This is a genomic window from Arthrobacter sp. LT660 (assembly GCF_056172845.1).
Window position 1 is genome coordinate 2,942,883 of the sequence record NZ_CM149651.1, and the last position, 14,479, is coordinate 2,957,361.

At 69.2% G+C, this 14,479-nt stretch carries 15 protein-coding genes and 1 pseudogene; 9 read left to right on the forward strand and 7 right to left on the reverse strand.

All coding sequences use genetic code 11. The features are described from left to right. Positions 1 to 166: 166 nt before the first annotated feature. Complete coding sequence (locus tag AC0QSG_RS13705; RefSeq protein ID WP_475375803.1) at positions 167 to 2,194, reverse strand: HNH endonuclease signature motif containing protein; 2,028 nt, start codon at positions 2,192 to 2,194, stop codon at positions 167 to 169. Positions 2,195 to 2,318: 124 nt separating this feature from the next. Next, the gene (locus tag AC0QSG_RS13710; RefSeq protein WP_475375804.1) at positions 2,319 to 3,059 is read right to left on the reverse strand and encodes a LysE family translocator; all 741 of its coding nucleotides are present in this window, start codon (positions 3,057 to 3,059) and stop codon (positions 2,319 to 2,321) included. A 109-nt stretch (positions 3,060 to 3,168) separates the two neighbouring features. On the opposite strand from AC0QSG_RS13710, the gene AC0QSG_RS13715 reads away from it, so the two are divergent. After that, a complete protein-coding gene (locus AC0QSG_RS13715; RefSeq protein WP_475375805.1) occupies positions 3,169 to 3,618 on the forward strand; it encodes an Lrp/AsnC family transcriptional regulator in 450 nt (149 codons plus the stop codon). Here AC0QSG_RS13715 and AC0QSG_RS13720 read toward each other — a convergent pair. Next, positions 3,615 to 3,794: a hypothetical protein gene (locus AC0QSG_RS13720; protein WP_475375806.1), complete on the reverse strand. Its 180-nt coding sequence runs from the start codon at positions 3,792 to 3,794 to the stop codon at positions 3,615 to 3,617. The genes AC0QSG_RS13715 and AC0QSG_RS13720 overlap by 4 nt on opposite strands. Positions 3,795 to 3,911: 117 nt before the next feature. Here AC0QSG_RS13720 and AC0QSG_RS13725 point away from each other — a divergent pair, with 117 nt between their 5' ends. From AC0QSG_RS13725 to AC0QSG_RS13740, 4 genes are all read left to right on the forward strand, one after another. Beyond that, a complete protein-coding gene (locus AC0QSG_RS13725) occupies positions 3,912 to 4,076 on the forward strand; it encodes a hypothetical protein (RefSeq protein WP_435729074.1) in 165 nt (54 codons plus the stop codon). Between the two features lie 101 nt (positions 4,077 to 4,177). Then, entirely contained in the window at positions 4,178 to 4,927 is a 750-nt protein-coding gene (locus AC0QSG_RS13730; RefSeq protein WP_475375807.1) for an IclR family transcriptional regulator, read from the forward strand. Between the two features lie 64 nt (positions 4,928 to 4,991). Next, positions 4,992 to 6,500, forward strand: a complete 1,509-nt coding sequence (locus AC0QSG_RS13735) for a fumarylacetoacetate hydrolase family protein (protein WP_475375808.1) — start codon at positions 4,992 to 4,994, stop codon at positions 6,498 to 6,500. After that, complete coding sequence (locus tag AC0QSG_RS13740; RefSeq protein ID WP_475375809.1) at positions 6,497 to 7,156, forward strand: GntR family transcriptional regulator; 660 nt, start codon at positions 6,497 to 6,499, stop codon at positions 7,154 to 7,156. Before AC0QSG_RS13735 ends, AC0QSG_RS13740 begins: the two co-directional genes overlap by 4 nt. A 25-nt stretch (positions 7,157 to 7,181) precedes the next feature. Here AC0QSG_RS13740 and AC0QSG_RS13745 read toward each other — a convergent pair whose 3' ends face one another. From AC0QSG_RS13745 to hpaH, 3 genes are read right to left on the reverse strand one after another with little or no spacing between them, the layout of a single operon-like run. Continuing rightward, a complete protein-coding gene (locus tag AC0QSG_RS13745) occupies positions 7,182 to 7,613 on the reverse strand; it encodes a DoxX family protein (RefSeq protein ID WP_475375810.1) in 432 nt (143 codons plus the stop codon). Between the two features lie 8 nt (positions 7,614 to 7,621). Then, positions 7,622 to 8,455, reverse strand: a complete 834-nt coding sequence (locus AC0QSG_RS13750) for an HpcH/HpaI aldolase family protein (protein ID WP_475375811.1) — start codon at positions 8,453 to 8,455, stop codon at positions 7,622 to 7,624. Beyond that, the gene (hpaH, locus tag AC0QSG_RS13755; protein WP_475375812.1) at positions 8,440 to 9,225 is read right to left on the reverse strand and encodes a 2-oxo-hept-4-ene-1,7-dioate hydratase; all 786 of its coding nucleotides are present in this window, start codon (positions 9,223 to 9,225) and stop codon (positions 8,440 to 8,442) included. The genes AC0QSG_RS13750 and hpaH overlap by 16 nt, the downstream gene beginning before the upstream one ends. Before the next feature lie 203 nt (positions 9,226 to 9,428). Here hpaH and hpaE point away from each other — a divergent pair, with 203 nt between their 5' ends. The 4 genes and pseudogenes from hpaE (at position 9,429) to AC0QSG_RS13775 (ending at position 12,976) form a co-directional block, all read left to right on the forward strand. Further along, positions 9,429 to 10,934 (forward strand): 5-carboxymethyl-2-hydroxymuconate semialdehyde dehydrogenase, encoded by a 1,506-nt coding sequence (hpaE, locus tag AC0QSG_RS13760; RefSeq protein WP_435729056.1) that lies wholly within the window; start codon positions 9,429 to 9,431, stop codon positions 10,932 to 10,934. A 27-nt stretch (positions 10,935 to 10,961) separates the two neighbouring features. Then, positions 10,962 to 12,059, forward strand: a complete 1,098-nt coding sequence (hpaD, locus tag AC0QSG_RS13765; RefSeq protein WP_435729055.1) for a 3,4-dihydroxyphenylacetate 2,3-dioxygenase — start codon at positions 10,962 to 10,964, stop codon at positions 12,057 to 12,059. Between the two features lie 306 nt (positions 12,060 to 12,365). After that, a pseudogene (locus AC0QSG_RS13770) lies at positions 12,366 to 12,764 on the forward strand (hypothetical protein); the annotation flags it as partial. A gap of 8 nt (positions 12,765 to 12,772) precedes the next feature. Beyond that, the gene (locus AC0QSG_RS13775; RefSeq protein WP_435729054.1) at positions 12,773 to 12,976 is read left to right on the forward strand and encodes a hypothetical protein; all 204 of its coding nucleotides are present in this window, start codon (positions 12,773 to 12,775) and stop codon (positions 12,974 to 12,976) included. 747 nt (positions 12,977 to 13,723) lie between these two features. Here AC0QSG_RS13775 and AC0QSG_RS13780 read toward each other — a convergent pair. Further along, complete coding sequence (locus tag AC0QSG_RS13780) at positions 13,724 to 14,476, reverse strand: PucR family transcriptional regulator (protein WP_475375813.1); 753 nt, start codon at positions 14,474 to 14,476, stop codon at positions 13,724 to 13,726. Positions 14,477 to 14,479 lie beyond the last annotated feature (3 nt).

Sequence of the window (14,479 nt, forward strand, 5' to 3'; positions counted from 1 at the left end):
CCACTCGCGGAGCGGAGCGGCACCTGGCCCTCCCCGCACACACCAAATTCGTCAATCGGTGTAGGTGTCACGATCCCCCCAGGATGCGCAGAATATCGGTCCCCTCGGCCGACGAGACTAATCCTAGCGTCGGTTCGCGGCATCACTGCCACGCGGCCCGCTGGTGTCAGAAGGGTGGTGGGTCGTTGGGGTTCGTTGGCGGGATCGCTCTTGGTGTGGGGCGTTTTTTTGGTGGCGGGTCTGGTGGGTGGTTGCCGGGGAGCGGTTTCCGTGGGCGCATCTGGCGGATGCGTGGTCGGCGGGGTTCGGGGATCCGCGGGTAGAAGCGTGGGGGTTTGTCGGGGTTTTGGGCCGGGGTGTGGTCGGTCATGCCGATCAGTTCCAGGAGCAGGGGCAGGTCGTAGCCGCCGGCCGTTTCCCAGGCGTGGTTGTCCTTCTCGCGTTCGGCGGCCTGGTGTCCGAGCCGTTGCCGGTGTTGTTGGATGGCCTGCCAGGACGCGATCGCCTCCTCGGCGTCCGCGGTGGGGTCGGCCGGCGGGGTGTCGGGGTCGTGGGCGGCTTCGGCGAACAGGACCGCGTTGAGCCTGTCCACGACCTCGGGCGGCGGCGGGTCGTCCCACGGCTCGGGGGTGTCCGTGTCCGCCTCCTGCGTGTCCGCATTCTCCGTGCGCGGCTGCGTGCCGGTGCCTGTGGCCGGGCGTGTGGTGGCCCAGGGGGCGTCGGGGGCGGATTCGTGGGTGGTGTTCCAGAGCGTGGTGGTGGTGATGGTCCCGTCGGGGTGTTGGTCCATGGTGAGGATGCCGAGGGATTTGAGGCGGTGGCACCGTTTGCAGAGCATCGCCAGGTTGTTCAGGTTGGTGGTGCCGCCGTGTTGCCATTCGATGGTGTGGTCCGGTTCGCAGCGGGCGGCCCGGCGGTGGCATCCGGGGGTGCGGCAGGTGTGGTCGCGCTGGGTGAGGGCGCGGCGCTGGGCCGGGGTGGGGGTGTAGCGGTTGTGGGCCCAGTCGATGATCGCCCCGTCGTAGGGGTCGGTGAGGACCCGCCACCACGACGGTGCCGCGGCGAGCAGGGCCGCGGTGGATTCCAGGTCCAGGGCCCCGAGGCGTGCGGCGGTGGGAGGCTCCGCGCCCGGCGGGATGTCCCGCGCGGGCACCGGGGCCGCCGCCGGCGGTCCCTCGTCGGTGGCCGGCGGCCGATCGGCCGCCGGCGGCGGTTGTGTTGCCGGGGGTGGGGTGGCGCCGGCGCGGGCGAGGGCGGGCAGCAGGGTCGCCGGGACGGTGATGCTCACGTGGGCCTGGACGTTCTCCAGTCCGGACCCGGCGGGTCCTGCGAGCAGCTGGTCGGTGAGCGCGTCGGTGCGCAGCTGGTCCAGGGTCCGCTCCTCCGGCGTCCCGTCCGGGTCCGCGGGGGTGTCCTTGAGGATTTTCGCCTGTCGGTCCAGCCGGTCGTAGATCGCCTCGGCCGTCGCCGAGGTCAGCGCGGCGGTGAGGTAGGCCATGCCGTTGTTCCCGGGCTCCACGCGCACCCACCGGTCGTCCTTGGCCTTCTTGGACCGCTTCCCGAACGACACGGGATCGTACTTCTCCAACAGGGCCTTGCCCTTTTGCCGCACCGACGCCGGGCTGCGGCCCGCGGCGTAGTCCAGGAGCCTGCCCCCGAGCTCGTTCCGGCCCGCGTGCACCGCGCGTTCCTCCGCGTCGACCCGACGCATCCATTCCTCCCGCGCCGCCGGGTCCTTCGACTCCGGGACCGGGATGGGCCGCGGGACGATGCGCAGGACCTGCTCGGCGATCACCGCGACGTGGGAGGGATCCACGGTCCCCCCGGTGAGGGCGTGGAGAGTTTCGGGCAGGTCGGTGGACAGGACCTCGGCGTGGTTCAGGCACTGCTGGGCGACCTCGGAGGGCACCGCCCGGACCAGCGCGATCTGGGTGACGGCCGCCGCGAAACCCGGCCGGGTGACCAGGTTCCCGGACCGCGCGGAGATCCCCATCCCGGGCCCGGACTCCAACGCCTCCAGGTGGGCGGGGGTCTTGCGCTGGGCGTCGTCGTGCAGGATCACCATCGCCCGGTAGGCCTGGGCCTCGGCGAACCGCCGCAGCTCCTCCGCGAGCTCGAACCTGCGCCCCGCGTTCACCCCACGCAAGCCAGGATCCGGGGTGAGGACCCATCCCCCCACCACTACCGAATCCATGTTCGTATCCATGCATTCACACTAGAAGAGACCCCCGACACTTTGGAACCGCCCACCAGCCAGTGGACAACACCCCACCCCCGAAGCCAACCAACAAAACGGGGAGGGCGACTGCCCAGACGAATTAGCCGATCGCGGCGGCAACCCGTGCCGCGTCGTCGACGAGACCAGGTAACCGCTCCGCCAGCAGGGCCAAGCCCAATGCCATCATCACGATGCCGCTCGCGAGCGTCACGCCGCGCGCGGCCCCCGGGCGGGATCGGAGCAGCCGTCGGGCCCCAACCGCCACCAGCGTGTAAACGCCGACGGTGATCGCGAAGTGGGACAACCCGAGGATGCCCGTCTGCACGGGAATGGGCAGCGCCTGCCCGGCCGCGACGAACTGAGGGATGAGTGCCAAATAGAGCAGGAGAGCCTTGGGATTGGATGCACTGATGCCAAGTCCCTTGAGGAAACTGCGGCGGGCGGCGGAGCGTGCCGCGGCTGCCTCCGCGGCGACGTCGAAAGTACCGTCGCGGTCGTCGGGGACGCGGTTGCCGTCGCGCGTGCCGCCGCCGTCGTAATCCGTGGCCGCGAAGCCGGCGCCGCGCCATGAGCGCGCTGTCGTGATGCCGAGCCACAACAAGTAGCCGGCGCCCAGGACGGTGAGACCGGTGAGGAGTTCGGGACGGGCGGCAATGAGCGCGGCCAGCCCCGCGACAATGAGTGCCGTATGGACCAAATAGCCGGCGCACAGCCCAGCCACGGCCGGGGCCATGCGGTTCCTGCCGAGTCCGGCGGCAATCGAGTAGGCCCAGTCCGCCCCCGGGGTGAGCGCGAGCGTCACGGAGACGACGACGAAGCCAAGGATCATCTGTGGTTCCACGGGGCGGCTCCTGGTGCGGGGACGGGTGCCCCTCAAGCCTAGGAAAATCCCGGGGAAAAGTGCTGTCCCGATTGATCGCCAAAACCGCGACAAAGGATAAGGTTTATGCGTGATTGACGACATTGACAAAAATATTTTGCGCAACCTGCAGCACGACGGGCGAATGACTGCCACGGCACTGGCCGGCGTGGTGGGCCTGACGGTCGCCCCGTGCCACCGCCGCCTGAAGGAACTCGAATCCTCCGGCGTCATCCAGGGATACCGCGCCGTCGTCGACCCCGCGCGGGTGGGGCTGGGATTCCAGGCGCTGGTGTTCGTCACGCTGCGGGACCGGCAGAACATGCTCGCGTTCGAGGAGGCGGTCACCGGCATCGACCGGATTGTGGAGGCCAACCGCCTGTTCGGGGACCCGGACTTCCTGCTGAAGGTCATCGGGGAGGACCTGCCGGAGTACCAGCGCTTCTACGACGAGGTGCTGGTCGGCCTCCCCGGGGTGGAGAAGCTGACCAGCACCATCGTGATGAAGAATCTGAAGGGCGGCGGAACGCTGCCGCTTTAGTTGCTGGGGCCCGCCGGCGGCGTCCCGCCGGGACGTCCGTGGGTGTCGCGGGAATTGTGCACCGACGTCGGGTGGTTCGTGGGGTTTCGCGCGCCGGTGCGCCGCTCCCGGAACTTGCGGACGAGCCAGAGGGCGGCGGGCAACGCCATGCTTGCCAGGCGGAAGAATCGCAACATGTCTGCTCCTTGGTGATCCGACGTTACTTACGGTGCCAGCGTAGCCCCAGGCCGATGCCGTAGATTCTCTCCCACGGCGGTCGAACGCACCGCATAGCCGACACAGGGAGAGTAGTGATGGCCACCGACGAAAGCAATAAGCAGAAGAAAGAGCACGACGACGACGTCGTCTCCGACCCGGCGCGCACCGACGAGCAGGGCCAGGAGTGGGCGGACGAGGGCGGCGCGACGCCCGAGGGGCCGGCGACATCGGACGAGGGATCGGCGACGTCGGACGACTAGTGGGCACGCGGGGCGCCCCGTTGTTCTGATATAGAATTTTGCGAACGACGGGGCGCGCCGTTTCGGCGCGCCCGGCCCCGATTCACGCCGAAAGGTCGCCCTTGGCCAAGCCAGCCGACAACACGACGCCGGCCGCTGCGCCCGCCGCGGATTCCACGCGTTCGCAGACGCTTTCGCGCGGAATCCAAGCGTTGGAGATCCTCGCGGACGCGCCGGGTCCGATGACCATCGCCGAGCTGGCGTCCGCACTCGGACTCCACCGGTCGATCGCCTATCGGATCCTGCGCACGCTGGAGGACCACCGCCTCACCACCCGCGACGAGTCCGGCCGTGTCCTGCCCGCGCCCGGCCTGGTGGTCCTGGCCCGCGGCGTGCAGCGGGCGCTGCAGACCGCGGCGCTGCCGGAGCTGAACGCCATCGCGAATGAGATGGCGATGTCCGCGCTGATTGTGGTCTGGGACCACCACGAATGCACCACGCTGGTCACCGTCGAGCCGCTGCACGGCCCGGCCACGGTGCTGCAACGGCCCGGAACGCGCCACCCGGCGGACCAGGGGGCGCCCGGCATCGCGATCCAGTCCACCTACACCGCGGCCGAGTGGGAGGCGCTGGAGACGCACGTCGCCTACCGGCAGGCGGCCGTAGAGGCCCGCGAGACCGGCTACTCGACCAGCCGCGACGAGGTCATCAGCGGCGTGTCCTCGGTGGCCGCGCCAGTGGTGGTTCCCGGGCAACTGCGCGCCGCCGTCGTGGTGGTCTATGCGACGGCCGCCAGCTCGCTGTCCCCGGCGACGATCGGCGCGCGGCTCACCCGCGCGGCCGCGACGATCAAGCGGGCCATGGGCGTCTGAGTCCCCGGGTGATACGCTTCACACAGTTTCGTATACGATTTCGTACATCACATCTGGAGAGCCCGTGAACCCCGACGCGAATCCCACCACCGCCACGACCACGGTGGACCAGTCCACGCTGGACGCCGCCGGCAAGGTCCTTGCCGTCCACCTGAGCTACGCCTCCCGCGCGGCCCAGCGCGGCCGGACGCCGGCGTTCCCCTCCTACTTCATGAAGGCGGCGTCGTCCCTCTCGCTCACCGGAACCCCGGTGGAGCGCCCGGCCGGCACCGAACTGCTGGCCTTCGAGGGCGAGATCGCGCTCGTCATCGGCTCCCTCGCGCGGCGCGTTTCCGTCGAGGAGGCCTGGGGCCACGTCGGCCACGTGACCGCGAGCAACGACCTCGGCGTCTACGACATCAAGTACGCGGACAAGGGCTCGAACGTCCGTTCCAAGTCCGGCGACGGCTTCACTCCGATCGGCCCGGCGCTGCTGCCGGCCGCTTCCGTGGACCCGGGCGCGCTGCGGGTCCGCACGTGGGTCAACGGCGAGCCGGCCCAGGACGCCACCACCGGGGAGCTCATCTTCTCCTTCGCGCAGATCGTCGCCGACCTCTCGCAGCAGATGACGCTGCACCCGGGGGACGTCATCCTCACCGGCACCCCGGCGGGGTCATCCGTCGTCGTGCCCGGGGACACGGTGGAGGTCCAGGTCGACGACGAGGCCGCCGGCCTGAGCACCGGTCGCCTGTCGACGCCGGTCGTCCAGGGCGCCGAGGGCTTCGCCGAGTTCGGCAACCGGCCGAAGATCACCGACGCCGACCGGATCGACGCGTTCGGCACGGCCGAGTCCGCCGGGATCGCGCCGGCGGTGACGGGCCCATCCGTGCTCACCGAGGATGTCAAGGCCAAGCTGCTCTCCGTCGCGACGGCCACCATCTCCGGGGCGCTGCGCAAGCGCGGCCTGAACAACGTCTCCGTCGACGGGCTGCAGGCCACCAAGGGCCTGCAGAAGGTCATCGGCACCGCCCGCACGCTGCGCTACGTGCCGAACCGCGAGGACCTCTTCAAGTCCCACGGCGGCGGATACAACGCGCAGAAGCGCGTCATCGACTCGGTCGGCCCGGGCGAGATCCTGGTCATGGAGGCCCGCGGCGAAAAGGGTTCCGGCACGCTCGGGGACATCCTCGCACTGCGCGCCCAGGTGCGCGGCGCCGAGGCCATCATCACCGACGGCGGGGTCCGCGACCTGGCGGCCGTCGCCGCGTTGGAGATCCCCACCTTCCACAACGGCGGACACCCGGCCGTCCTGGGCCGCAAGCACGTCCCGTGGGACACCGACGTGACCATCGGCTGCGGGGGCGCGACCATCCAGCCCGGGGACATCATCGTCGCCGATTCCGACGGCGTGCTGGTCATCCCGCCGACGATGGCAGCCGAGATTGCCGACGAGGTCGTGGAGCAGGAGCGCCAGGACACGTTCGTGTTCGAGATGGTCAAGGAGGGCAACCAGATCGACGGGCTGTTCCCCATGAACAAGGAGTGGAAGGCCCGCTATAACGCGTGGGTCGCCGAGGGCGCTGGCGCGCAGTGACCCCCAGCAAATCCGAGCAGGCCTACGCGCTGCTGCGCGGCAGGATCTCCAACGGGGAGCTGGTGGCTGGCTACCGGCTGGTGCTCGGGACCATCGCGGCCGAACTCGGATGCAGCGTGGTTCCGGTGCGCGAGGCGGTCCGGCGGCTGGAGGCCGAGGGCCTCGTGACGTTCGAGCGGAACGTCGGCGCGACCGTCGCCGGCACCGATCCGGAGCTCTACCTGCACACCATGCAGACGCTCGCGGTGATCGAGGGCGCGGCGACGGCGCTGGCCGCGCCCCGATTGGGGGCCGAGGACCTCGCCGCGGCGCGCGAGCTCAACGCCCAGATGCGGCGTTGCCTGGAGGACTTCGACGCGCGGCGCTTCTCCGCGCTGAACAACGAGTTCCACTCCGCGTTGTACGAGCGGTGCCCCAATCCGCACATCCTGGACCTGGTCCACCGCGGGTGGAGCCGGCTGCGCGCGATGCGCATGACCGCGTTCAGCCACGTCCCCGGCAGGGCCCGCAAGTCCGTCGAGGAGCACGACGCCCTGTTGGACCTGCTGGAGTCCGGCGGCGCCCCCGGCGAAATCGAGTCCGCCGCGCGCGCCCACCGGATGCACACGCTCAATGCCTTCCTGGAGGCGGCTGGCCAGGAGCACTCCGCCATCTGACGCGGGACTCGGGGTGCCGGCGAATCTAGCGGCGGGCCCGCGCCTTGGGGTTGTCGAGGGCCGCGAAGAGCAGGCCGCCGACCATCGCCATGTTCTTGTGGAACTGCGTCCGCTGCATTTTCCGCGCCGCCGGATCCTCCACCGTCCAAAACGGGTGGCCGGCGATGGTGGTCGAGACCATGGAGCCGGCAAGCACCAGCGCCGAAAGCCGGGGGAGGACGCCGAGGGTCATCAGGGCACCGGCGGCGGCCTGGATGCCCCCGTTGGCGCGCACCAGCGTCTCGTCGTCGAACGGCAGCGGAACGACCCTGCGCACGCTGGCCAGGGTGGAGGCTGCCATCTCCACGCGTGCGCCGGGGGTCTTCCACGCGTCGTAGCCCAACACCGCGTAGGTGCTGCCGGTCAGGGAGCGCGCCGCGGTGCGGACGGGCAGGGAAGCGATGCTGTTGAGGTTCATGGGTTCCTTCAGTAGCTGGCGGGGGTTCCGGCGTCGTGCCGGGTGCCGTTCTCGTTCGGCGTCTCGCCGATGAACGTGGCTGCGAGCGCCTCGGTCCCGCGGGCGAGGAGCGCAACGTCGGCGCCGACGTTCACGAAGTCCGCGCCCGCCTCGAGGTAGGCGCGGGCCTGCGCCTCGACGAAGGCGTTGACGCCGACGATCTTACCGGCCGTCTTCACCGCGCCGATGGTGCGCACGACGGCGTCGACGACGTCTGTGTGGTCCTGCTGCCCGAGCAGGCCCATGGTCGCGGCGAGGTCCGAGGGGCCGATGAAGACGCCGTCGATCCCGTCCGTGCCGGCGATGTCCGCGGCGTTGGCGACGGCGTCCGCGGACTCGATCTGCACGAGCAGCGTGATGAACTCGTTGGCGCGGGCGAGGTAGTCCGGCACGCGGTTCCAGCGCGCGGAGCGGGCCAGCGCGGAACCGACGCCGCGCATGCCCGCCGGGGCGTAGCGCGTGGCGGCGACCGCGCGGCGGGCGGCATCGGCGTCGTCGACCATGGGCACGATCAGGGACTGCGCGCCGAGGTCCAGGTACTGCTTGATGGCCACCGGATCGTTGGCGGGGACGCGCACGACGGCGACCGTCGGGTACCCGGCGATGGCCCGGAGCTGCGCCAGGACCGATTCGAGGCCCGAGGGCCCGTGTTCGGCGTCGATCAGCAGGTAGTCCAGGCCCGATCCGGCGCAGATCTCGGCGATTCCGGCGTCGCCGGAGTTCAGGAACATGCCCGCGACCGTGCGGCCGCCGGGGGAGAAGAGGTCCTTGAGGGACTTCGGGGGGTTTACTCGAAACGGCATGTGATGGTTCCCAGCTTTCCGTAGTCGGCGAAGACGGTGTCGCCCTCGTGCACCCAGAGCGGGCGGGTGAAGGAGCCGGCGAGGATGGTCTCCCCGGCCTTGAGGCCGTCGCCGTGGGCGGCGATCTTGTTGGCCAGCCAGTACACGCCGGCCGCGGGGTGGTTCAGTACGCCCGCGGCGACGCCGGTCTCCTCCACCGTCTGGTTCTTGTAGAGGATCGCGGAGACCCAGCGCAGGTCCACATCGTGGGGACGGACGGGGTTTCCGCCGATCACCATGGCGCCCATGGCCGCGTTGTCGCTGATGGTGTCCACGATGGTGCGGCCCTCCATCTCGATGCGCGAATCCAGGATCTCCAGCGCGGGGACGACGTACTCGGTGGCGTTCAGGACGTCGAAGATGGTGGCGTTCGGTCCGGTGACGTCCTTGTTCAGGACGAACGCGAGCTCCACCTCCACGCGGGGGTGGGTGTACTGGTCCCACTTGATGGTGCAGCCGTTCTCCAGGACCATGTCCTCGAAGATGATGCCGTAGTCCGGTTCGCTGATGCCGGTCGCGGCCTGCATGGCCTTGGACGTGAGGCCGATCTTGCGGCCGGCCAGGCGGCGTCCGTCGGATTCGGAGCGCTGGCGCCAGAGGTTCTGGACCCGGTAGGAGTCCTCGATGGTCATCTCCGGGTACCGGGCGGTCAGGCGCGCCACCGGGGTGCGCGTCCGCCCCGCCTCGACGAGCTCGTCGGCGATCTGGGTGATGGTCTCTTCGCTGAGCATGGCCCACCTTTCGTTCGCTGCCGCGGGGCCGGGCCCGGCGGTCTGGTCTTGCGGTGTCGTGGGGTTGACGGACTGGAGTGCCCTCCCTCACACTAGATCGTATACGATTTCATGTACGAAAAACACGTCGATTCAGGTTCCATCTTGGACCCCGGCGTTGTTGAACCGTAACCGTGGAAACTCGAAACCGTGGAAAGAAGACCATGACTCAGCACTTCGTACCGGAGAATTTGCCCAACCACCTCCAGCACTACATCGGTGGCGAGTTCGTCGATTCCGTCGGCGGGGAGACCTTCGAGGTCCTGGACCCGGTGACCAACCAGACCTACGCGACGGCTGCGGCCGGGCAGAAGGCGGACATCGACGCGGCCGTCGCCGCCGCCACGGAGGCCTTCAACAACGGCCCGTGGCCGAAGATGAAGCCGCGCGAGCGCGCCAAGGTGCTGCACCGGATCGCCGACGCCGTCGTCGCGCAGGAGGACCGCCTCGCCGAGATGGAAACCTTCGACACCGGCCTGCCGATCACCCAGGCCCGCGGCCAGGCGCAGCGCGCCGCCGAGAACTTCCGCTTCTTCGCCGACCTGATCGTCGCCCAGCACGACACCGCGCTGAAGGTCCCCGGTTCCCAGCTGAACTACGTGAACCGCAAGCCGATCGGCGTCGCCGGCCTGATCACGCCGTGGAACACGCCGTTCATGCTCGAGTCCTGGAAGCTGGCGCCGTCCATCGCCTCCGGCTGCACCGTGGTGCTCAAGCCGGCCGAATTCACGCCCCTCTCCGCGTCCCTGTGGGCGACCATCTTCAAGGATGCCGGGCTGCCCGACGGCGTGTTCAACCTCGTCAACGGCATCGGCGAGGAGGCCGGCGACGCGCTGGTCAAGCACCCGATGGTCCCGCTGATCTCCTTCACGGGGGAGTCCTCCACCGGCCAGCTGATCTTCCGCAACTGCGCCGAGAACCTCAAGGGCATGTCCATGGAGCTCGGCGGCAAGTCCCCCGCCATCGTCTTCGCCGACGCCGACTTCGACGCCGCGATCGACTCCACCCTGTTCGGGGTGTTCTCGCTGAACGGCGAGCGCTGCACGGCAGGGTCCCGCATCCTGGTGGAGCGCCCGATCTACGAGAGGTTCGTCGAGGCCTACGCGGCCCGCGCCAAGAAAATCAAGGTCGGCGACCCGCACGATCCGACCACGCAGGTCGGCGCGCTGGTGCACCCGGAGCACTACGACAAGGTGATGTCCTACGTGGAGATCGGCAAGTCGGAGGGCCGCGTCGTGGCCGGCGGCGGGCGGCCCGACAGCCTGCCGGAGGGGCAGGAGAACGGCTCCTACGTCGCGCCGACCGTGTTCGTGGATGTGGCACCGGACGCCCGGATCTTCCAGGAGGAGATCTTCGGGCCGGTCGTCGCGATCACCCCGTTCGACACCGACGAGGAGGCGCTCGAGCTGGCCAACAACACCAAGTACGGACTGGCCGCCTACGTGTGGACCAACGACCTCAAGCGCGCCCACAACTTCGCCCAGGACGTCGAGGCCGGCATGGTTTGGCTCAACAGCCACAACGTGCGCGACCTGCGCTCGCCCTTCGGCGGAGTCAAGGCGTCCGGCCTCGGCCACGAGGGCGGCTACCGCTCGATCGACTTCTACACCGACCAGCAGGCCGTTCACATCACGCTCGGCGACGTGCACACCCCCAAGTTCGGCGCATAGCGCCTCCGTCTCGAAGGAGAGATCACCATGAGCAACACCATCCCCAAGCCCTCCGTTCCCGCGCCGGACATCCTGCGTTGCGCGTACATGGAAATCGTCGTCACCGACCTCGCGAAGTCCCGCGCTTTCTACGTGGACCTGCTGGGCCTGCACGTGACCTTCGAGGACGACGAGCGGATCTACCTGCGCTCCTTCGAGGAGTTCATCCATCACAACCTGGTGTTGACGCTGGGGCCGGTCGCCGCCGTCGCCGCGTTCTCCTACCGGGTCCGCAGCCGCGAGGACGTGGACCTGGCCGAGGCGTACTACAAGGAACTCGGCTGCCGCACGGAGCGCCGGGCCGACGGGTTCGTCAAGGGCATCGGCGACTCGCTGCGCGTCGAGGATCCACTGGGTTTCCCCTACGAGTTCTTCCACGAGGTGGAGCACGTCGAACGACTGCACATGCGCTACGACCTGTACTCCGCCGGCGAGCTGGTGCGCCTGGACCACTTCAACCAGGTCACCCCCGACGTCCCGCGCGGACGCAAGTACCTCGAGGACCTGGGCTTCCGCGTCACCGAGGACATCCAGGACGAGAACGGCGTGACCTACGCGGCGTGGATGCACCGCAAGGGCACCGTGCACGACACCGCCCTGACGGGCGGGGACGGGCCCCGCATGCACCACGTGGCGTTCTCGACCCACGAGAAGCACAACATCATCCAGATCTGCGACAAGATGGGCGCGCTGCGCATGTCCGACCGCATCGAGCGCGGTCCGGGACGCCACGGCGTCTCCAACGCGTTCTACCTCTACATCCTGGATCCCGACGACCACCGCATCGAGATCTACACGCAGGACTACTACACCGGCGACCCGGACAACCCGGTCATCACCTGGGACGTGCACGACAACCAGCGCCGCGACTGGTGGGGAAACCCCGTGGTCCCGTCCTGGTACACCGAGGCGTCGCTGGTCCTGGACCTGGACGGCAAGCCGCAGGACGTCGTCGAGCGCACGGATTCCTCAGAGATGGCAGTGACCGTCGGCGCCGACGGCTTCTCCTACACCCGCGCCCCCGGCGACGCCATGACCGGCGACCCGGGCGAGCAGGTGGGCTTCAAGATGGGGCACCAGCTGTGAGCAACACGCGGCAGGACCCCCACGCTAGGTAGATGCAGCGGCTGGTCGCATTCGCCACGATCGTTGGTACCACCATCGAGTGGTACGACTTCTTCATCTACGCGACGGCGGCCGGGCTGGTGTTCGCCCAGGTGTTCTTCGCCCCGGCGGGGGAATCCATCGGGCTGCTGCTGGCGCGGTGCCAATCGCCGTCGGCTACATGGTCCGCCGGGCCTTGGGGGAGTCCCGGTGTTCGAGGAGATCGCCGCCAGGAAGCGGCAGGCGCGCGACGAGCGATGCCGTCGGGCTGGAGCGCAGCGACCGATGCTGTACCTGGCGATGGGCATCTTCGCCTTCGGACTCGGGCTGGGCTCCGGCCCGCAGGCCGCGTGGTACAGCGAGATCTTACCGGCGTCGGTGCGGTTCTCCGGCGTCTCGATCTCCTATGCGATGGGTGCCGTGATCGGCGGGGCATTCGCCCCGACCATCGCGCAGGCGCTCATCAACGCCACCGGAAGCAGCGCGTACGTCTCGCTCTACCTGCTGGGCGTGAGGCAGGAAGTCGGCGCGACCGTCTTCGACAAGCGCCGCGCCCCGGCCATCATGCACGGGCCCCTTAACCCCGAGCTTCTTCGACATGTACGCGTATCAGGAGTTGAATGGGATCGGTCGGCGCGCGGTGAAAGCACCGCTGCGTCCGGCCTTTCCCCGACCATCCCACTCTAGGAGCGAGCATGGAAAACCAGACGCCAAGCAACGAGAACCCAACGTCCGAGGACTCCGGAGTTGGACTTGCCGGAGAATCGAACGAACGCTCCGCGCCGGAATGGACCGGGGGCCACGACGTGGAAAAGCCATCCGCTGAGAGTGCCGATCCGGCAGATGTGCCCGACCTCGAAGTGGACGAAGAGAGCCCTGCAGAACCGGAAAACAGCTGATATGTAGGCACTTCCTGTCACGAGGCAGAGCCGCACGGTCCGCGACTGGTTGTCGTGGACAGCTCTTTCGTTCCCGTCGCCGCGTAGTGGCCGCAATGGCGCCGACGCGGACAGCGCCTCGCCCTTCTCCGTCGGCTTCGAGGTGGATGTTGGACAGATTCTTGTACTTTCCCGGGGATATGACCGGCAGCGCACTGGTGAGTGACGCATTGCCGCGACGACAACACGCACCGACACCAGCCAAGGGATTCGCCATGACCGCCCAGGGAACGCACCGCAGGCCGCCCCATCACGGGGGGCCTCCCGACGGATCCGGCCGCGCGGGATACGACGCCCGGGTGCGAAGAAGATCATGGAAATCGAGCAGGCCGACTTCGCCAAACTCCCCGAGGGCTTCGGCGCCACGTGCGCATCTCCCGGAACGTGATCGCCCCGTGCATCCTCGAAATCATCGAGTTGACCTTGAAGAAGAAGTAGCCCTGTCCTGATCAGCTTCCGGCCGATTCGTCCGGACCGGCATTGGTTTTCCTCGCGGTGGGCCAGGAGATGAACCACAGGACGAGACCCCGTGGCCGGGGGATCCCGGAGCCCGCCGCGGGGAGGGGGAAGAGAGCCCGGCGGAACCGGCCAACAGCCAGTCGCCGGGTGAGTCCGGTTGTGTGGTTCACTGCCTAGGGGCCGCAACCCGGCGTCGCGGGTGTCGCGGACCCCGCGACGCCGCCCACCCGTCGCGGCTGGTGCTGCCGTTCACCGCCCGGAAGGCGCCCGAAATGTAGCGTGCAGGCGCAATCCCACGTGCAGCTCGGTGCGCAGCAGCCCGTCGGCGAGGTCCGTTTCCAGCGCGGCGCGAACCCGTCCGAGCCGGTAGTACAGCGTCGAACGGTGGACATTCAGCTCACGGGCAGTGCGCTGGGCGTCGCCGCCGCGATCCAGGTAGGCAAGCAGCGTCGAGAGGATCTCCGGAGAGAGCCGCGCCGCCAACAGCCTGCGCACGGAGGCCGGCAGGTCCTCGTCCGTCATGCGCTCGAGCGGCAGCAGCGCCAGCAGGCCATCCAGCCCGGCGTCGTCCCAGGAGATGGCGAGCCCGTGGCCGGCGGGCGCCATCCAGTTAGCCCGCAGGGCGCGCCGGGCCAGCGCGAACGAGCGGTGCACGTCCTCCAGTTGCTCCACCACCGGACCGATCCCGCCCCGGACTGCGCCCAGTTTCGGGTCGACCAGGATCCGCGCCAGACGCGCGGCGACCACGGGGCGGGGAAAGAGCAGGACGCCGGTGCCGTCGTCGAGCATGGAACCCACCACGGAGGCCGTGGACGACTGTGCCACGAAGTCGAGGGTCGTCTGCACCGCCAGCGCCGCCCGTCCCGAAGTGTGCCCGGGCCGGGGATCCCCGCCGATCGCCACGGCGGCGTACTGCGACGCCGCGCCGACGTGGCGTTCGGACACCAGGGCCTCCGCGGCCGCGCGCCGATCGGCGGGATCGGACCCGGTGGCGCGGATCAACAG